General features: G+C 52.5%; 18 protein-coding genes. 8 read left to right on the forward strand and 10 right to left on the reverse strand.

The window, feature by feature from the left end:
• Positions 1 to 7: 7 nt before the first annotated feature.
• Positions 8 to 403, forward strand: a complete 396-nt coding sequence (nirD, locus tag BLP53_RS06410) for a nitrite reductase small subunit NirD (RefSeq protein ID WP_091471314.1) — start codon at positions 8 to 10, stop codon at positions 401 to 403.
• A 21-nt stretch (positions 404 to 424) separates the two neighbouring features.
• The gene (locus tag BLP53_RS06415) at positions 425 to 4,594 is read left to right on the forward strand and encodes a bifunctional nitrate reductase/sulfite reductase flavoprotein subunit alpha (RefSeq protein WP_091471315.1); all 4,170 of its coding nucleotides are present in this window, start codon (positions 425 to 427) and stop codon (positions 4,592 to 4,594) included.
• Between the two features lie 55 nt (positions 4,595 to 4,649).
• On the opposite strand, the gene BLP53_RS06420 is transcribed toward BLP53_RS06415, so the two are convergent.
• Complete coding sequence (locus BLP53_RS06420; RefSeq protein ID WP_218119024.1) at positions 4,650 to 5,669, reverse strand: GlxA family transcriptional regulator; 1,020 nt, start codon at positions 5,667 to 5,669, stop codon at positions 4,650 to 4,652.
• 61 nt (positions 5,670 to 5,730) lie between these two features.
• On the opposite strand from BLP53_RS06420, the gene BLP53_RS06425 reads away from it, so the two are divergent.
• Both BLP53_RS06425 and BLP53_RS06430 read left to right on the forward strand, forming a co-directional pair.
• The gene (locus BLP53_RS06425; protein WP_091471316.1) at positions 5,731 to 6,474 is read left to right on the forward strand and encodes an SDR family oxidoreductase; all 744 of its coding nucleotides are present in this window, start codon (positions 5,731 to 5,733) and stop codon (positions 6,472 to 6,474) included.
• Positions 6,471 to 6,878: a hypothetical protein gene (locus tag BLP53_RS06430; RefSeq protein ID WP_091471317.1), complete on the forward strand. Its 408-nt coding sequence runs from the start codon at positions 6,471 to 6,473 to the stop codon at positions 6,876 to 6,878. Before BLP53_RS06425 ends, BLP53_RS06430 begins: the two co-directional genes overlap by 4 nt.
• Before the next feature lie 80 nt (positions 6,879 to 6,958).
• Here BLP53_RS06430 and BLP53_RS06435 read toward each other — a convergent pair whose 3' ends face one another.
• A complete protein-coding gene (locus tag BLP53_RS06435; RefSeq protein ID WP_091471318.1) occupies positions 6,959 to 7,825 on the reverse strand; it encodes a DMT family transporter in 867 nt (288 codons plus the stop codon).
• A 104-nt stretch (positions 7,826 to 7,929) separates the two neighbouring features.
• Complete coding sequence (locus BLP53_RS06440; RefSeq protein ID WP_091471319.1) at positions 7,930 to 8,244, reverse strand: ArsR/SmtB family transcription factor; 315 nt, start codon at positions 8,242 to 8,244, stop codon at positions 7,930 to 7,932.
• A gap of 84 nt (positions 8,245 to 8,328) precedes the next feature.
• On the opposite strand from BLP53_RS06440, the gene BLP53_RS06445 reads away from it, so the two are divergent.
• Both BLP53_RS06445 and BLP53_RS06450 read left to right on the forward strand, forming a co-directional pair.
• Complete coding sequence (locus BLP53_RS06445) at positions 8,329 to 9,519, forward strand: MFS transporter (RefSeq protein ID WP_091471320.1); 1,191 nt, start codon at positions 8,329 to 8,331, stop codon at positions 9,517 to 9,519.
• 27 nt (positions 9,520 to 9,546) lie between these two features.
• Complete coding sequence (locus tag BLP53_RS06450; RefSeq protein WP_091471321.1) at positions 9,547 to 10,653, forward strand: NADH:flavin oxidoreductase/NADH oxidase; 1,107 nt, start codon at positions 9,547 to 9,549, stop codon at positions 10,651 to 10,653.
• Between the two features lie 84 nt (positions 10,654 to 10,737).
• On the opposite strand, the gene msrA is transcribed toward BLP53_RS06450, so the two are convergent.
• From msrA to BLP53_RS06475, 5 genes are read right to left on the reverse strand one after another with little or no spacing between them, the layout of a single operon-like run.
• On the reverse strand, positions 10,738 to 12,006 hold the full coding sequence (msrA, locus tag BLP53_RS06455) for a peptide-methionine (S)-S-oxide reductase MsrA (protein ID WP_218119025.1): 1,269 nt from the start codon (positions 12,004 to 12,006) through the stop codon (positions 10,738 to 10,740).
• 2 nt (positions 12,007 to 12,008) lie between these two features.
• On the reverse strand, positions 12,009 to 12,470 hold the full coding sequence (locus BLP53_RS06460; protein WP_091471323.1) for a DoxX family protein: 462 nt from the start codon (positions 12,468 to 12,470) through the stop codon (positions 12,009 to 12,011).
• Positions 12,421 to 12,705, reverse strand: coding sequence for an HvfC/BufC family peptide modification chaperone (locus BLP53_RS06465; protein WP_091471324.1), 285 nt, complete (start codon positions 12,703 to 12,705; stop codon positions 12,421 to 12,423). Before BLP53_RS06465 ends, BLP53_RS06460 begins: the two co-directional genes overlap by 50 nt.
• Complete coding sequence (locus BLP53_RS06470; protein ID WP_091471325.1) at positions 12,678 to 13,460, reverse strand: multinuclear nonheme iron-dependent oxidase; 783 nt, start codon at positions 13,458 to 13,460, stop codon at positions 12,678 to 12,680. The genes BLP53_RS06465 and BLP53_RS06470 overlap by 28 nt, the downstream gene beginning before the upstream one ends.
• 12 nt (positions 13,461 to 13,472) lie before the next feature.
• Complete coding sequence (locus tag BLP53_RS06475; RefSeq protein WP_091471326.1) at positions 13,473 to 13,685, reverse strand: hypothetical protein; 213 nt, start codon at positions 13,683 to 13,685, stop codon at positions 13,473 to 13,475.
• 174 nt (positions 13,686 to 13,859) lie between these two features.
• Here BLP53_RS06475 and BLP53_RS06480 point away from each other — a divergent pair, with 174 nt between their 5' ends.
• Both BLP53_RS06480 and BLP53_RS06485 read left to right on the forward strand, forming a co-directional pair.
• On the forward strand, positions 13,860 to 14,402 hold the full coding sequence (locus tag BLP53_RS06480) for a sigma-70 family RNA polymerase sigma factor (protein ID WP_218119026.1): 543 nt from the start codon (positions 13,860 to 13,862) through the stop codon (positions 14,400 to 14,402).
• The gene (locus BLP53_RS06485) at positions 14,399 to 15,040 is read left to right on the forward strand and encodes a DUF1109 domain-containing protein (protein ID WP_091471327.1); all 642 of its coding nucleotides are present in this window, start codon (positions 14,399 to 14,401) and stop codon (positions 15,038 to 15,040) included. Before BLP53_RS06480 ends, BLP53_RS06485 begins: the two co-directional genes overlap by 4 nt.
• Before the next feature lie 66 nt (positions 15,041 to 15,106).
• Here BLP53_RS06485 and BLP53_RS06490 read toward each other — a convergent pair whose 3' ends face one another.
• Positions 15,107 to 16,390 carry an alginate export family protein gene (locus tag BLP53_RS06490; protein WP_143001352.1) on the reverse strand — a complete coding sequence of 428 codons (1,284 nt, stop codon included), beginning with the start codon at positions 16,388 to 16,390 and terminating at the stop codon, positions 15,107 to 15,109.
• A gap of 117 nt (positions 16,391 to 16,507) precedes the next feature.
• On the reverse strand, positions 16,508 to 17,698 hold the full coding sequence (locus BLP53_RS06495; protein ID WP_091471329.1) for an ammonium transporter: 1,191 nt from the start codon (positions 17,696 to 17,698) through the stop codon (positions 16,508 to 16,510).
• Positions 17,699 to 17,721: the final 23 nt, after the last annotated feature.

Genomic DNA, 17,721 nt, shown 5'->3' on the forward strand with positions numbered 1-17,721 from the left:
GTGACTCATGAATCAATTACAACACACAGCAGTATCTGATGATGCCATCCTGATCACTGGCCACCTGGTCTCCAACTGCCTGGGTGCGTGGCACCCGGTGTGCGCACTGGAAGATATCTGGCCCAATATGGGCGTATGCGCCTTGATCGAAGGTCACCAGATTGCGATTTTCCGCCTGCAGGACAATCAGTTATACGCCATCGACAATCACGATCCGCATAGCGATGCCAATGTGCTGTCACGCGGCATTGTTGGCGACCTGGCTGGTGAATGTGTGGTTGCCTCGCCTATCTACAAGCATCACTACCAGTTGCATACCGGTCGTTGCGTGGAAGATGCCGGTATTTGCCTGAACACCTACCCGGTGGAACTGCGTGATGGCGCAGTCTGGGTACAGGTCTAGCCAGCATAGAGGCCAGTCACAATGGCGACGCAGGTGAAATCGGTCTGCCCCTACTGCGGTGTCGGTTGCGGCATTGTCATGGAAATTGAAGACAAGCGCATCATCAAGGTCTATGGCGACAAGCAGCATCCAACCAACTTTGGCCGCCTGTGCACCAAGGGCAATACCTGCATCCAGGCCATCGCCGAATCCGGCCGGCTGGAACATGCTTATGTACGTCCCACGCGCGGACAGGAGTCGGTGCGTACCGGCATGGAAGCTGCCATCAGGGAAACCGCCCGCCGTTTGCGCGCCATCCTGGATGAGCATGGCCCGGATGCCATTGCGCTGTATGTGTCCGGCCAGATGTCGATTGAGTCCCAATACCTCGCCAACAAACTGGTAAAGGGCTATCTCGGCAGTAACAATATCGAATCCAACTCTCGCCTGTGCATGGCCAGTGCCGGCAGTGGTTATAAATTATCGCTGGGCGCAGATGGGCCGCCAGGTTCGTACCAGGATTTTGACCAGGCTGACCTGTTCTTTGTCATTGGCGCCAATATGGCCGATTGCCACCCTATCCTGTTCCTGCGCATGATGGACAGGGTCAAAGCCGGTGCCAGGCTGATTGTGGTCGACCCGCGCCGCAATGCCACGGCTGACAAAGCACACCTGTTCATGCAGATCAAACCCGGTACCGATCTCGCTTTACTCAATGGCCTGTTGCACTTGCTGGTGAAAAACGGCCATACCGATGCCGCGTTTATTGCCGAATTTACCGAAGGCTGGGAAGTCATGCCGGACTTCCTGGAAGACTATACGCCAGCCAACGTCGCAGAGATCACTGGCCTGGATGAAAGCGCATTGCACCAGGCTGCCGAATGGATAGGCACCAGCAAGAACTGGATGAGTTGCTGGACCATGGGGCTTAATCAAAGCACCCATGGCACCTGGAACACCAATGCCATTTGTAACCTGCACCTGGCGACAGGCACCATCTGCCGCCCAGGCAGCGGCCCCTTTTCGCTGACCGGTCAACCCAATGCCATGGGTGGCCGCGAAATGGGCTACATGGGCCCGGGGCTGCCAGGCCAGCGTTCAGTGCTGGTCGAACAGGACCGCCAGTTTATCGAACAACTCTGGAAGTTGCCGGAAGGTACGCTGCATACCCGTCTGGGTGGCGGCACCGTCGCCATGTTCGAGCAAATGATGGCAGGCGACATCAAGGCCTGCTGGATCATTTGCACCAACCCCGTTGCCAGCATGGCCAACCGCAAAAACGTGATTGCAGGCCTGGAAAAAGCCGAGCTGGTGATCGCCCAGGATGCTTTCCTGGATACCGAAACCAATCGCTATGCGGATATCTTGCTGCCAGGTGCCTTATGGGCCGAGGCAGAAGGCGTGATGATTAATTCAGAACGCAATATGACGCTGATGCAGCATGCCGTGAACCCGCCGGGTGAAGCCATGGCAGACTGGCAGATTATTGCGCGCGTGGCCTGTGAGATGGGTTTTGGTGAGGGATTCAGTTACCAGTCTGCCGCCGAAGTATTTGCCGAGATCACCCAGGCGACCAACCTGAAAACCGGCTATGACATCCGCGGTGCGAGCCATGAAAAACTGCGCCAGCAACCCCTGCAATGGCCATGCCCGCCAGACAGCGCAGAAGACCGCCACCCGATCCGCTACCTGAACAATGGCATCAGCCAGAAACTGGTCATCCGCGAAGATGGCAGTCAGCCGCGCATTGCCTTTGCCACTGCCAGTGGCAAAGGTGTGTTTTTTGCCCGGCCGCACATGGATCCGGCCGAACTGCCTGACCCGGACTACCCGTTTGTACTCAATACCGGCCGCCTGCAACATCAATGGCACACCATGACCAAAACCGGCAAGATTGCCACGCTGAACAAGCTCAACCCCGGGCCATTTGTCGAACTGCATCCTGAAGATGCTGCCGCGCTAGGCATACGCGACAAAGACCAGGTCGAGATCCGTTCGCGGCGTGGCCGGGCAGTATTACCGGCCGTCGTGACCGATCGCGTCCGCGCCGGTAACTGCTTTGCCCCTTTCCACTGGAATGACGTGTTCGGCGATGACCTGACCATTAATGCCGTCACCAGCGATGCCATAGACCCGCTCTCGCAACAACCCGAATTCAAGTTCTGTGCCGTGGCCATGGCACGCGTCGCCACGACCCCACACAGGCTGCCTGGCGAGGAAAAGGCTGCCGCCATACTTGCCGCCGGCACAGATGACCCCGTTAAAAATAGCAAGGAACTCGACATGAAAGATATCGATGCGCTGGCCAGCCTGCTAGGCCTGGATCACCAGCCGGAAATTGTCCTGGATGCGCAGGAGCAACTCTATTTACAGGGTTTTATTACTGGCTTGCGTACCGAGGAGTCCCGCAAGTCAGGGGGCGTGCCTATGTTGCCGGAAGGTGTGCCACTGGCGCCCGCCAAACATTTGCTGGTCAACGGCATTCTGGCAGGTCTGTTTGCGCGCACCTGGTTGCCTGGCGGTGGCAGCTTGCCCGCAGGATTGCCAGATTTCGCGGCAGGCCAATCCCCTGCGGCTACACCCGTGACCATTCTCTGGGCCTCGCAAACCGGCAATGCCGAAGGTTTTGCTGAAAAGTGTGCAGAGCGCATCAAGGCCAGCGGTCACAGCGTGACTGTCGCTCAGATGGATAGCTTCAAAGTAGCCGACCTCGCCACCACCGCCAATGTATTACTGCTTGCCAGTACTTTTGGTGATGGCGATCCGCCGGACAATGGCAGCAATTTCTGGCAGGCGATACAGGCAGACAATGCGCCTGGATTAAGCAATACAAAATTTGCCGTGCTGGCATTCGGTGACTCTAACTATGATCAGTTCTGTGGCTTTGGCCGCAAACTTGATGCACAGTTGGAAGCGCTGGGTGCGCAGCGCCTGGTGCCACGTGTGGATTGCGAGCCCGACTTTGAACAGCCTGCTAACGAATGGCTGGGCAAGGTAGTTTCCGCCCTGGCGAATAGCGCCGTCAGCGTGATGCAACCTGTCATGGCGCTGGCAGGCGATGCCGATGAAAACCAGGCAGAAACTGTGACGGCAACGCCGCCAGGCTATACCCGCCAGCAGCCATTGAAGGCCCGGCTCATCATTAACCAGTGCCTCAATGCCGAAGGTGCGAAGAAAGAGATACGCCAGTTTGGTTTTGACCTGGCCAATAGCGGATTCAGCTATGAAGCGGGAGATGCGCTCGGCGTCTGGCCTACCAACTGCCCGGAGTTGGTCGGCGACATACTCAGCGCGCTCAAACTATCGCCATCCACCATGGTGACCGTCAAGGATCACGGTGAAGTGACTTTAGTGGATGCCCTCTCCCACCACTATGAAATTGCCCGCATCACGCCTGACATGCTCAACTTTGTGCAGCAGCGCAGTCAAAGCGCCGCACTGGCAACCTTGATGGCCGACGACAAAATTCTTAAAGACTGGCTATGGGGCAAACAGGTCATTGATCTATTACTGGCCTACCCGATCAAAGTCGAGGCTGGCGAATGGCTGGCTGTGTTAAAACGCCTGCAACCACGCCTTTACTCCATTTCGTCCAGTCCCAGGAAGCATCCTGACCAGGTACACCTGACCGTGTCTGCCGTGCGCTACGGTAAAGGTAACACACGTGGCGGCGTATGCTCGACCTTTATGGCTGACCGCGCAGTTGATGTCAGCGTGCCTATCTTCCTGCAACGTTCCGCCCATTTCCGCCCGCCAAAAAACCCGGATGCACCGCTGATTATGGTCGGGCCCGGGACTGGTATTGCACCGTTTATAGCCTTTCTGCAGGAAAGGCAGGCCACAGGTGCCCGAGGTCAAAACTGGCTATTCTTTGGCGAGCAGCACGCCGCGACCGATTTTTATTACCGTGAAGAACTGGCATCACTACAAAAAGCCGGTGTGCTCACTCGCCTAGATACCGCTTTCTCACGCGACCAGGCAGAAAAAATCTATGTGCAACACCGCATGCTGGAACAAGGTGCAATGCTATGGCAATGGCTGGAACAAGGCGCGCATTTTTGTGTATGTGGTGATGCCAGCCATATGGCCAAAGATGTGGATGCTGCCTTGAAAAGCATTGTACAGATGCACGGCAATCTGTCTGTCGAGGCGGCGGCTGACTATGTCGCAAAAATGTCGCAGGAAAAACGATATGTGCGGGATGTCTATTAGCGCCCGCTAATTTCAATACAGCACTTTGAAGGACTCTCCCAGTAAACTGTACCCACTAATGAGTAGAGAACCGTTTTCTGTATTCAGACGGGGACACGGCCAGATGACGGTGAAAGGTAATACGCATGCGCTCTTCATCGCCAAAGCCGCATCGTGCTGCAATCTCCTGGATGCTATGCGGTGAGTCTTCCAGTAACCTTCGCGCGGCTTCCAAACGAAATATCTCTATGGCTTTTGCCGGGGTCCTGCCTGTCTTCTGTTTATAGACCCGTGCAAAATTTCTTGGACTCATGCATGCTTTGGCAGCCAGTGTATCAATGGTCATCTCCCGCTGTTGAAGATGGCTGCAAATCCACTCATTGAGTTGATCAAACGAGATATCGGCAGACTGTGATTGCAACAACTCGCTAAATTGGGATTGTCCTCCCGAACGTTTCATATATACGACCAGCTCGCGTGCCACTTTCATTGCGATCTCCCGCCCGCAATCCTCTTCAACCAGGGCCAGGGCGAGATCAATGCCGGCAGTCACGCCTGCAGAGGTCCAGATAGAATCCTGATGAACGAAAATGGCATCCCCATCAATTTCTATAGAGGGATAGCGTTCGCGCAGTAAATCCAGCATCGCCCAGTGTGTAGCCGCGCGCTTACCCTCTAACAAGCCTGCCTGCGCCAAAAGAAATGCGCCGCTACAGACCGAAGCCATACGCCGCACTTTTGCATGCTGGCGGCTTAACCATAGTGCTAATGCTGATGAGCTGCCTAACACGTCTATGATATACGGAGAGCCGGGCACGATGATGGTATCAATGTCAGCATTATCAAAATCCGACAACACACGGGTATCCAGCGCCACGCCTTCCGCTGTGTTCACCAAGCCACCATCCAGGCTAATCGTGTGTCTGTCATAAGGCGGCAAGCCACGCTCTTCCAGGTATCTTGAAGCCGCCCAGAATACGGTTTGTGCCCCGGTCATATCGAGCAGGCCCATTTGGGGAAAGGCGACGAATACGACAAGCTTCTGGTATTTTCGAGAGGTTGGCAGATATTTAGGGATATATGTCATATCGGCCATATTCTTTCATCACTACAATGGCAAGTCAACATTCCGCATTTAGTTAACTGAGGTGAACAATATGAAAATCGTGGTGATCGGTGGTACTGGCTTAATTGGCAAAAAACTGGTTGGAAATTTACAGAGGGCAGGCCATGAAGTCATCCCGGCCTCACCCAATACTGGTGTTGATACGCTGACCGGCAAAGGCTTGGCAGAAGTGCTCACAGGCGCTGATATTGTGGTTGATGTTGCCAACTCGCCTTCTTTTGAAGACTCAGCTGTCATGTATTTTTTTGAAACGGCAGGCAATAATATTGCGGTTGCCGAAAAAGCGGCCAGAGTTAAACATCATGTTGCGCTGTCTGTGGTTGGCACCGAAAAACTGCAGGATAGCGGTTATTTCCGCGCAAAACTGGTGCAGGAAAACATTATCAAGGCTTCAGGGATCCCCTACACCATTGTACGTGCCACCCAGTTTTTTGAATTCTTGACCAGCATTGCCTATTCAGCCACAGAGGGTGAAACTGTGCGTTTGAGTTCGGCCCTGTTTCAACCAATGTCAGCAGAAGATGTTGCTTCCATACTGGCGACAATCACATTGCAACAACCGGTTAACGGCATTGTTGACATTGCTGGCCCACAAAAAATTTCCTTGCATGATGCAGTCGCCGCCGCTCTGGCGGCCAATCAGGACAACCGGAAAATGATTCGGGATGAGCAGGCTGCTTACTTTGGCATGATGCTCAACGATCAGTCACTCACGCCACAAGGATCAGCACACTTTGGCAAACAGACATTACAAGACTGGTTAGCTAGCGCATGAATATATTAAGAAAGCTGTTGAGAATAAGCGTGCTCACAGGCATTGTTTTTAATAGCATCTTCCTGAGCTTGAACGGCCTGTTCATGATTATTGATCCCAAAACCTGGTATGAAATGGTACCAGGCGTGATTACCACAGGATTTTATAATCAGCATTTCATCCGAGACATTGGCATCATCCAGTTGTTTCTGGGCATTGCTTTTATCGCAGGCTGGTTTCATCCGCACCTACAATTGACTTTGTGGGGTGTCGCAACGTTATGGCTGGTCGCACATGCTGTTTTTCACCTGTGGGAAGTGGCAGTAGGTATTTGTGGCGCTTCTGCGCTACTCCGTGATTTTGCTGCGGTCTCGCTGCCGGCACTTATTGGCATCGCAGCACTGCTTACTTTTGCCACAAAATAGCCGACAACCCATGCCTGAAGCACCGGGAAATCCCTGCTCTATCACCGACACTCTGCATGTGTCGTGGTTTGTATATCAGGCTAGCTTCGCTTTGATAATGAAACCGAGCTAAAGGTGACTGCACTAATCACCAGCAATGCGCCAAACAATTGTGCATGTGTAGGCGGCATATGCTCAAATGCCGCGATTACCATAGTAGTGACCGGCACCAGATTCATAAATATTGCAGCTTTTGAGGGTCCCAGGTGTGAAATGCTCGCATTCCAGAAAAGATAGGCCAATACACCGCCACCTAATGACATCATCAGCAAGGCCGCGCCGCCACTAATCGTCGGCAACACGAAATGATCTCCATGCCATGCAGCGGCAATGGTCAAGGCAAGGGCACCCGCGGTCATGATCCCTGCCGTATTCGTGATACCACTGACGTGTTTAGGCATCATCTTTTTGACCAGTACGTTATACAGTGCCCAATTAAGTGTCGCGATCAAAATGTATATATCGCCGGTAGAGACTTTGAGTTGGGCGCCCGCACCCAATACCACGATGACAACACCAGCTATTCCCACCGGAAATGCGATCAATTGCCGATTGGTTGGCATGTCGCCAAGAATCACATAGCCGAGTACTGCCGTTAATAACGGATTCAATGCCATGATCAATGCGCCATTGATAGCAGACGACGTTTCCATCCCAAGAAAGAAAAATAGGTTAAAACCAAAAACGCCGACCACGCCCAAGGTCAGATAGGCCTGCCAATGACGCAATGAGACGGCTTCTTTTCTAAACTGCGCAACCAATACCATGATGGCAGCCGCTAATAGATAACGGCTGGCCCCGGCGATATAGGGACTCATTTCCGCGAGTACCGGTCTCGCCAGGTTGAAATTGGCACCCCAGAAGACTGCGGCCAGGGTTGCCATCAAATAGGTTTTAATATTGCCCATTACTTTTCTCGATACAGTGTTTTATCCAAATAGCAGATTTCTCATCAAGGTGGCTTATATTCATGCCAGATTTTAGGCATTTAGAAGGCAGAGGCGCCAAAGGCTTATTGCGTCGGGTTGAGTGCGCGAAGCACCGATTGCAATACACCAGGGAATTTCTGTTCAATCTCTTCCACCCTGAGCGCATTCATATGCTCGGTGCCTTCAATTAATGTTTCAACGATGCCAGCCGCCCTTAGAATTTTAAAGTGATGCGACATGCTGGACTTGGGGCGATTCAGGTCGAGCTCACCGCAGGTCATCTTGCGCCCGGCATTGGCCAGGCGCCCCACAATCTCCAGGCGGGTCGGGTCAGACAGTGCATACATGATGTCTGTCAGTTCTACTTGATCAATACTCGGATGCTTGATTTGCCGCATGACTAAAATTTATCACAACGCTTGATATTATTCTATAGTTCGATTATATTCGAACTATAGAATTTAATTAAGAGTAGCGTTGTAATGAAAAAACAAGTTTCAGCACAAGGCATTCCGCTCGCCTTGTATGCGCTGATGGCAGGTGCCTTCGGTATAGGCACCACAGAATTTGTGATTATGGGCTTGTTGCCTGAAGTCAGCAGAGATTTACAGGTCAGCATTCCAATGGCTGGGCTATTAATCAGTGGCTATGCCTTGGGTGTGGCGGTCGGTGCGCCTGTCATGTCTATCCTGATGGCCAAATTTTCGCGCAAGAATTCCCTGCTCTGGCTGATGGGCATATTTACTCTGGGAAACCTGATCTGCGCCATCGCGCCGGATTACACCACACTGATGATTGCCAGGGTAATCACGTCGTTTGCGCATGGTACTTTCTTTGGCATAGGTGCAGTGGTGGCGACCAGTCTGGTGCCTAAAGACAAACGCGCATTGGCGATTGCTTTGATGTTTACCGGCCTCACTGTTGCCAATGTGGTTGGTGTACCGGCTGGCACATGGCTGGGCCAGATGCTGGGCTGGCGCTCAACTTTTTGGGCGGTGACCATGATAGGCCCGGTGGCATTGGCAGCGCTGTATTTTCTGGTGCCTGGTGACCATCATGCAGAAAAAGTAGCGGTTAAAGCCGAGATCAATGCCTTGTTGCAACCGCAGGTGATTGCCGGGTTACTGCTGACCATCATTGCGGATACCGGCTTGTTCGCGATCCTGACCTATGTCGCGCCAATTTTGACCGATGTGGCCCATTTCTCATCCACTGCCGTCTCGCCAGTCTTTTTGTTATTTGGGGTAGGCATGGTGATCGGCAACATCATTGGAGCAAAACTCGCAGATATCAATCTCGATAAAACATTGATAGGTGCGTTGATTTTTATCATCGCCATCCTGGCCTCTTTCTCGCTGTTTTCGCATAACCAGATTGCTGTCATCAGCCTGGTCGGCTTGCTCGGCGTGGCAGGTTTTGCCATGGTGCCTTCGCTACAGATAAAAATCCTGGAGAAAGCCAGCGGCGCGCCTACCCTCGCCTCCGCCATGAACATCGGCGCATTCAATGTGGGGAATGCTGCGGGCGCCTGGGTGGGTGGCCTGGTGATTTCTCATGGCCTGGGGTTGATCTCGATCGGCTGGATTGCCGCCTGCATCGTATTTGTCGGACTCATATTGGCGGTGGTCGAAATGCGACTGGTTTCAAACCGCCCCCATTCAACACCTGCGTAAACACGCTTTCATTATCAAAGGACCATCATGGCTGACTTATTTTCTAGCTACCGATTAAAAGATGTCACTCTCAGGAACCGCATCGCGATTCCACCGATGTGCCAGTACATGGCCGAAGACGGCCTGGTGAATGACTGGCATCTGGCGCATTACACCTCCCTCGCCCGTGGCGGCAGCGGCCTGGTGATTGTGGAAGCCACTGGGGTGGCGCCAGAAGGCCGTATCACACCAGGGTGCCTGGGCATCTGGAATGATGCACAAGCCGAAAAACTGCGTGAAATTGCTGCAGCCATCAAAGCGGCAGGTGCAGTGCCTGGTATCCAGATTGCCCATGCGGGCCGCAAAGCCAGTGCCAACCGCCCCTGGGAAGGCGATGACCATATTCCTGAAAACGATCCACGTGCCTGGCCAACCATTGCGCCATCGGCGATTGCGTTTGGTGGCGATCTGCCACGTGTGCCAAAAGAGATGACAGTAGCCGACATCAACCGCGTGAAAGCTGATTTTGTGGCTGCGGCCAAACGTGCACTGGATGCCGGTTTTGAGTGGCTGGAAATCCACTTTGCGCATGGTTACCTCGGGCAAAGCTTTACCTCCGCGCATTCAAACCATCGTACAGATCAATATGGTGGCAGTTTTGAAAACCGCTCGCGCTTTACCATTGAAACACTGGAAGCGGTGCGGGCTGTCTGGCCGGAAAACCTGCCGCTCACAGCGAGATTCGGTGTGATTGAATACGATGGCAAAGACGAAGAAACCTTGAATGACTCTATTCAACTGGTAAAAGCATGGAAACAGCGTGGACTGGATATGCTAAGCGTCAGCGTTGGCTTTACAATTCCGGAAACCAATATTCCCTGGGGCCCCGCTTTCCTCGGTCCAGTTGCGCAGCGTGTGCGCAATGAAGCTGGCATTCCGGTTTCATCTGCATGGGGTTTTGGTGCGCCATCCCTGGCAGATAATGCTATCCGCCAGGAGCATCTGGACCTGGCAATGATAGGCCGTGCCCATCTGGAAAACCCGCACTGGCCCTATTTCGCGGCCAAGGCATTGCATCAGGAAAATCCGGCCTGGGTGTTACCTGCGCCATATGCGCACTGGCTCTCAAGATATAGAAGCCCAACCCAGGAATAGCAGGTCTTTTCACATCATCACATACAATAAAACCTGCCTGTTGGCAGGTTTTATTGCTATAACGATATCAATGCCTGGAATTCACTATTTCTTATCCGGCAAAAACTTCAATACCGCACTGTTGATGCAATAACGTTTGCCCGTCGGTGGCGGGCCGTCATCAAAGACATGCCCCAGATGAATACCGGAACTGGCACTCAGTACTTCGGTGCGGTGCATGCCATGGCTACTGTCATCTTTCATCACCAAAGCACCTGGCAGAGGGTCAAAAAAGCTGGGCCAGCCGGTCTTGCTATTGAATTTCTTATCGCTCCTGAACAGGCGCTCACCCGAAACCGGGTCTACATAATAGCCGGAGGCATGATTATCCAGCAGCGATCCGCTGAATGGTGTTTCCGTCCCTTTCTCGAACGCGATTTTCCTTTGCTCCGGGCTCAGCATCTGCACGCCTAGCCAGCGCCAGAAGCGCTGTTTATTACCGTCATAACCGGTATAGCGCGCTTCTTCTTTGCCATTTTCAAACAGCACTATCGTTGGCGTGGCCCATAAATCCTCTTTGAGCGCCCAGCCTGCCGGTGCTTGTGTCGAATAGGTTTTGGTAATATTCACCTCAGATTTCCACTGGCTCATGATGTCTTTCTCAAAGGCTTTGCAGAAGTTGCACACCTCAGACTCAAATACCACCAGTTGCTGTTTCGCCAGTTTTTTACCATCCAGCGGTGCGATTGCCACAGGGCTGACTGGTGTACTGTTACCGGGGAATGCCACACCAGTGCCTCCCAATCCACAATACCCGTTAGGGTTTTTCTTCAGGTATTGCTGATGGTAGTTTTCAGCCAGGTAGAATGCCTTGAGCGGTGCAATCTCAGTTGTGATTTTACCCAACCCGGCCTTGCTCAAGGCCTGCTGGTAAACTTCCCTGGTTTGCAGGGCGGCCTGTTGCTGGGCCTCGGAGCTATAGAAAATGGCACTGCGGTAATTCGAGCCGATATCGTTGCCCTGCCGATTGCCTTGCGTGGGGTCATGATTCTGCCAGAACGCAGCCAGCACTTTTTCCAGCGTGGCTGCATTGTTCTCAAAGGTCACTTTCACGACTTCGGCATGTGTCGCCGGTTTATTGGAATGCCCTTCCTTGGAAACTGTTTCGTAGGTGGGCGCTTGATTGCTGCCTCCCGCATAGCCGACTTCGGTTTTAATCACGCCCGGCACTTCCCCTATGCGCTTTTCCGCGCCCCAGAAGCAACCCATGCCCAATACAATGGTATCGGTTACCGGTGTGCTGCCTGCGTTCGCTACCGCTGAAAAAATCAGCAGCAAACAACTGGCGAGCACCTGAATTCTCTTGATCCACATAGTCATGCCTCCTTAATCCCAATACTATACCGCCCGCTGCCCTGGGTCAGTATCGTAAACAACATCAGTGCCAGCATCAGCGGCACTTTAAAACCCAGCCCGGCATCGGTTTCAATCTGATTCCAGCCAGACCAGCCCAGGTCAAAATGAACGGTATATACCGCTACAAAAGTGATAAACAGCAACCCTATCGCTGCCAGGCGGCTATAAAAGCCCAGCAGCAATGCCAGCCCGAAAGTGATCTCACCCGCGCCTGCCATGACCCAATTCAGGTCAGCGCCAAGAAAATGCAGTGGAAAAGGAAACTGCAGGCCACTGAACCACTCCGGTGCATGCACACCCCCACTGAGTTTGGTATATCCGGCCAGAATAAATTCCTGCCCGGCCCATATCCTGAGTGCCAACAGGCCAAGATCACGTGTTTTCTGCATCAGTTTGACGTGCAAGGAATGCCAGGAATTCATCTTTAAGGTCTCCGTAATAATGTGAGGTCCAGGCCGATTGGCGCACAAACGCCTGGATTAATTCTTTCCATGCTGCTTCGCCCAGCTGCTGGCGAAGTTCAGGATAATGGACTTCTATCATTTGGCTGGCACCGAGAAACACCAGGTACCGATAAGCCCGCATGCCCGCTTCTGTATATCCGGCAGGAACGACCTCGGTCGCCCCTCTTATGTATTGGTAAAAGCCGTCAGGCATGATAATTCCTGATTCAATGTTGCAAGTGAAGGAATGTCGTTGTCCCACTCCAGCAAAATTGGGGTGCCGTGCTGACGATGTAGTGCCAAGGCTACTTCCCTGGTTTCAGTCTCTACATGCTCGCTATGCGTATCAATATAAAGCCCGAACCGTTCATCAAATTCGTGCCCGGCAACATGCATATAAGTCACGCGCTGCATGTCCACCTGGCTTAAAAAATGTTGTACTTCTGTTAACTGGTGGTTTTTGTGGTTAACCGCAATATTATTGATATCCAGCAAGATATTGCAGTCCGCTTTTTCCACCACTTTCATCAGAAATTCCACCTCACTCATTTCACCAACATTGGTGTAATAAGTGGTATTTTCCACTGCGATCCTGAGGCCTAATACATCCTGCACCTCTTTGATACGGTCACTAAGGCGAACCACTTCCTGGTCAGTAAATGGTATCGGGAACAAATCATAAAGCTGGTGCGCGTCCCCACTGGCAGCCAGATGATCGGAATAATAAGTCGTATCCAGGTCATCCATCAGTGCACGCACAGCCTTGAGAAAATCATGTTGTATCGCACCTTGCCCGCCAAGGCTGAGTGACACACCATGCAGCCTGACTGGGCGACCTGATTCCATTAGCTGATAAAGAGGTGTCCTGTCGCGTCGAATCCAGTTCTCAGGCGCAACCTCGAAGAAATCTGCCTGCACAACAGACATATCCCAATCAGCCATTTCCTTACGGTAACCCAGTCCAGCCATGGTGAAATATCCCTATTTTTTAGAGCAGGAAGCTTCTTTTTTGGAACAAGATGATTCTTTTTGCTCACTGGCATCTTTTTTGGAACAGGAGGCATCTTTTTTCTCAGCAGACACTTCCTTTTTGCTGCATGTGCCAGCGCTGCATTTCTTTTCCGGTGGTGTACCCGCAAATGCAGAGGTAGCGATAATGGTCGTGGCAAGTGCTGCTAACTGTTTAATATTCATTTTAAAACTCCTGTTAAGATTGAAAAGCATTGTGAGAAAGACGATCAATATTCACAATGTGCTATTGCTAGTACGTAACCGGTGAGCAGATGGTTACACTGGGCAATAAAAAATTTATAAATATTTTTTTGCAGGTATCTGTAACTTTTATATCTCTCCAGGCGAACTATATAAATGATGATGGAAGAAGAGTTGCGCAAGTTAATGTCGATGGCCCTGGATGGTCATGCTGATTCCTACCACCTCTTCTTGCAGCGGGCTAGCATGCCATTGAGGGCATATTTAAGACGCCGCCTTAATGCAATCCCCGATGAGGTGGAGGACTTATTGCAAGAGACTTTGCTGGCCATTCATGCCAAACGCCATACGTATCGCAGGGACGAGCTATTGACGCCGTGGCTGTATGCGATTGCACGCTACAAGATGATCGACTTTTTACGCCGCCGCTCGCAACATGAAGCATTGAATGATCCTCTGGATGAAGAAACAGAATGGCTTGAAGCTTCGGAGGATGCAGTCAGTGATTCAAAAAAGGATCTGGGAAAAATGCTGGAGACATTACCTGAAAACCAGCGTCTGTCGATACAACATACCAAGCTGGATGGCTTATCGGTGGCAGAAGCGGCAGCGATGACGGGCATGTCAGTGTCTGCGATCAAAGTTGGCGTACATCGCGGTATGAAGGCACTGGCAAAAATGTGGAAGGAACAAGCATGAAAACCGATGAATTGATCAAGATGCTCTCAACCAACGTTGAGCCCGTGCCGCCATATGCCGCTGAGAAACTGCTGGGCAGGGCACTGGCGATAGGGGCTGCAATTTCCCTCATATTACTGCTCGCCATCTATGGCTTGAGACCTGACCTGAAAGAAGTCAGCGGTACGTTTGCTTTCTGGATGAAAATGGGGGTACCACTGGCGAATGCAGCCTTGGGGCTGCTCTTTATCATGACGTTGGCACGCCCCGGAAAGCCTCTTAAAATGGGCTATGGGGTGCTGGTGATTCCAATAGCGGTGCTGTGGATATGGGCCATTGTGACCTGGCTTACTTCAGACCCTGCCCTGCATGCTGAACTGCTATGGGGGAATACCTGGCGGGTCTGTATCATGAACATTGCTTTTCTGGCGCTGCCAGTAGGGGCAGCTACCTTCATGGCATTACAAAACCTGGCACCGACAAAACCGGTGTTGACCGGTGCGATAGCTGGCTGGCTGGCCGGCGGTGTGGGCGCAAGTGTATATGCCCTGCATTGCCCGGAAATGGCAGCCCCGTTCCTGGCGGTGTGGTACGTACTTGGCATGCTGGTCCCCAGTGCGGTCATGGCCTACCTGGGGCATCGCAGCTTACGCTGGTAACCCGCTCTCCAGATATTCAAACAAGCAGTTTTATGCACTACTGCTGCCAGACAGGTACACGCCTGACTAGAACTGGTATAACAGCGTCACCCAGCTTTTGGTCACATCCGGTTTGCGTGTGCTCGCGGCAGATGTCGCCCCCAGGATGTCATCTTCCCTGAATTGCGCATATTCCAGCTTTGCCTGGAATTGTGGCGTAAATTGATAAGCCAGTGACAGGTCCAGCTCATGGCCATAATCCTCCCCAGTCCCTGTCGGCGTCTGGAAATGCGTATCCGCAGACAGGTGATGCCACTCTGACAGTATGATCCATTGGTCTACCGTGCTGCCAAAAGTCACAAACCGGTCAACCATCCCCTGTCTGGGAGTAACCGAAAACATGTCTGCCCAGCCCTGGAACGGATGCAAGGTTGCCATTGGTGTCTGGAAAGCATACAAACCGTCATGACTGCCCAGCACTTCCTGGTCCACACGGGCAAACCACTGCTGATACCCCAGGCCCAGGCCAATCTTGCTGTAGGAAGCATCAATTTCCCGCGAACCGCCCTGGTAAGCCGTTTGCCTGGCATATTCAACGGTATGCAGCCAGCGCCAGTCAGGGTTAATGTCGATGGCACCATCAAAACGCAGGCCGATATCCTTATGGGCATTATCAGCCACACCGGTATTCTGGCCGGTATCTGCCTGATCGATAAAGTAGCCATAGGCCGTCACCGAAGCCTTGGGCAGATATTTATACGAGAAATGGGCAATATCAAAGTTGGTATTGCGGTATTTGCCGGTGGATTGACGCAGGTGCTCGTAGTGACCGAACAGGATTTCCGAATTGCTTAAAGCGTGGTTGGTGACCGTCAGGCCATCGAATACCTGGGAAGATTGCCTGAACACAATATCACCGACAAAACGTGTGTTATCCAGCCGGATGATCTGCCGCCCCAGACGGACATTGGTTTTGGGAATCCCGGCATAATCGATGTACAACTGGTTGATGTCAGTGATTTCAGGGTCAGGCACCGTCGGCAACTGGCTCGGGTGGTTTTTGCCCAGGTTGTTGTCATAAAAATCCTGGTTCAAATGACTGATATTGATCAGTTGTGCCGTGATACTGGTATCAAAATAACTGGCCGTCTGCCAGCCAAGCAGCGTCTGCAAGGTAAACGCATTTGCATCGTCCGCCTTGTTCTCCTGATCCACATATTCATACCTCAGCCGGAATTGCGAGACTGACTTGCCCTGCACGATCGCATCGTAGACTGACTGCGCCTGGACAGGCGCAGCCGCCAGCACGCCACAAGCATGCAAGGAAGCCAGAAGGCTATATAAAACAGGGAGATGGCGAGCGCGGAACATGCGTAATCCAGGTAATTAAACGAGGCTGAATATTACGCATTCTCTATCCATCAGAAAAGTAAAATTTCAGAAAAGCAACCTTGCCGCTCAACCGGTATCCCTCTCAAGCGCAGAGCGCTAATCTGCCGATACAGCGGGGATTTTATGGATACTTAAATCCGCACCGTCAAACTCTGACTCGGCATCCAGCCGGATACCCACCAGTTTCTTCAGCAAGCCATACACGAGGCCCCCACCTACCAGCGCAATGCTGACGGCTGTGAGCGTGCCCACCAATTGGCTCAGGAAGCTGACACCCCCCATGCCCCCCAGGCTGGTACAGCCAAAAATACCGGCGGCAATCCCGCCCCAGGCGCCACATAAACCGTGTAGCGGCCATACACCCAGCACATCGTCGATCTTCAAACGATTTTGCGTGAGCGTAAATGCCCACACGAATAATGCACCGGCTACCGCACCGGTCACCAGCGCACCCAGCGGATGCATGACATCAGAACCGGCACACACCGCCACCAAGCCGGCCAATGGGCCATTGTGGACAAAGCCAGGGTCATTTTTGCCCAAGAACAGGGCGGCCAGTGTACCGCCAACCAGCGCCATCAGTGAATTGACTGCGACCAGGCCGGAGATGTGCTGGATTGCCTGTGCGGACATCACATTAAAACCGAACCAGCCTACGGTCAGTATCCATGCACCCAGCGCCAGAAAAGGAATATTGGATGGTGGATATGCATGCAAACGGCCATCCTTGGTATAGCGACCATTGCGGGCGCCTAGCAATAACACTGCCGCCAGCGCTATCCAGCCGCCCATCGCATGCACTACGGTGGAGCCGGCAAAATCATGGAATCTGGCGCCAAAGCTGGCATTTAGCCAATCCTGGAAGCCAAAATGGTTGTTCCAGGCCATGCCTTCAAAAAATGGGTAGATAAAGCCGACGATCAGGAACGTTGCCGCCATTTGCGGATTGAACCTGGCACGCTCGGCAATACCCCCGGAGATAATGGCCGGAATCGCTGCAGCAAAAGTCAGCAGGAAAAAGAATTTGACCAGGTCATAGCCGTGGTGCGCGGCCAATAACGCTGCCCCACTGAAAAAATGTACCCCGTAGGCAATCCCATAGCCAATAAAGAAATAGGCGATGGTAGAGACAGCAAAATCCACCATGATTTTAACCAGCGCATTGACCTGGTTTTTCTGGCGCACGGTACCCACTTCCAGGAAGGCAAACCCGGCATGCATGGCCAGTACCATGATGGCGCCCAATAACACAAACAAAACATCATTCGCGGACATTAACGCTTCCATTTCGCTCTCCGAACAGAATCAAT

This window comes from Methylophilus rhizosphaerae, assembly GCF_900100975.1.
GTDB lineage: Bacteria > Pseudomonadota > Gammaproteobacteria > Burkholderiales > Methylophilaceae > Methylophilus > Methylophilus rhizosphaerae.

What these genes read in the sequence shown, in the direction of transcription:
- nirD (WP_091471314.1), top strand. Translation starts at nt 8, where the DNA reads ATGAATCAATTACAACACACAGCAGTATCTGATGATGCCATCCTGATC.
- BLP53_RS06415 (WP_091471315.1), top strand. Translation starts at nt 425, where the DNA reads ATGGCGACGCAGGTGAAATCGGTCTGCCCCTACTGCGGTGTCGGTTGC.
- BLP53_RS06420 (WP_218119024.1), bottom strand. Translation starts at nt 5,669, where the DNA reads ATGGCCGATATGACATATATCCCTAAATATCTGCCAACCTCTCGAAAA.
- BLP53_RS06425 (WP_091471316.1), top strand. Translation starts at nt 5,731, where the DNA reads ATGAAAATCGTGGTGATCGGTGGTACTGGCTTAATTGGCAAAAAACTG.
- BLP53_RS06430 (WP_091471317.1), top strand. Translation starts at nt 6,471, where the DNA reads ATGAATATATTAAGAAAGCTGTTGAGAATAAGCGTGCTCACAGGCATT.
- BLP53_RS06435 (WP_091471318.1), bottom strand. Translation starts at nt 7,825, where the DNA reads ATGGGCAATATTAAAACCTATTTGATGGCAACCCTGGCCGCAGTCTTC.
- BLP53_RS06440 (WP_091471319.1), bottom strand. Translation starts at nt 8,244, where the DNA reads ATGCGGCAAATCAAGCATCCGAGTATTGATCAAGTAGAACTGACAGAC.
- BLP53_RS06445 (WP_091471320.1), top strand. Translation starts at nt 8,329, where the DNA reads ATGAAAAAACAAGTTTCAGCACAAGGCATTCCGCTCGCCTTGTATGCG.
- BLP53_RS06450 (WP_091471321.1), top strand. Translation starts at nt 9,547, where the DNA reads ATGGCTGACTTATTTTCTAGCTACCGATTAAAAGATGTCACTCTCAGG.
- msrA (WP_218119025.1), bottom strand. Translation starts at nt 12,006, where the DNA reads ATGTGGATCAAGAGAATTCAGGTGCTCGCCAGTTGTTTGCTGCTGATT.
- BLP53_RS06460 (WP_091471323.1), bottom strand. Translation starts at nt 12,470, where the DNA reads ATGAATTCCTGGCATTCCTTGCACGTCAAACTGATGCAGAAAACACGT.
- BLP53_RS06465 (WP_091471324.1), bottom strand. Translation starts at nt 12,705, where the DNA reads ATGCCTGACGGCTTTTACCAATACATAAGAGGGGCGACCGAGGTCGTT.
- BLP53_RS06470 (WP_091471325.1), bottom strand. Translation starts at nt 13,460, where the DNA reads ATGGCTGGACTGGGTTACCGTAAGGAAATGGCTGATTGGGATATGTCT.
- BLP53_RS06475 (WP_091471326.1), bottom strand. Translation starts at nt 13,685, where the DNA reads ATGAATATTAAACAGTTAGCAGCACTTGCCACGACCATTATCGCTACC.
- BLP53_RS06480 (WP_218119026.1), top strand. Translation starts at nt 13,860, where the DNA reads ATGATGATGGAAGAAGAGTTGCGCAAGTTAATGTCGATGGCCCTGGAT.
- BLP53_RS06485 (WP_091471327.1), top strand. Translation starts at nt 14,399, where the DNA reads ATGAAAACCGATGAATTGATCAAGATGCTCTCAACCAACGTTGAGCCC.
- BLP53_RS06490 (WP_143001352.1), bottom strand. Translation starts at nt 16,390, where the DNA reads ATGTTCCGCGCTCGCCATCTCCCTGTTTTATATAGCCTTCTGGCTTCC.
- BLP53_RS06495 (WP_091471329.1), bottom strand. Translation starts at nt 17,698, where the DNA reads ATGGAAGCGTTAATGTCCGCGAATGATGTTTTGTTTGTGTTATTGGGC.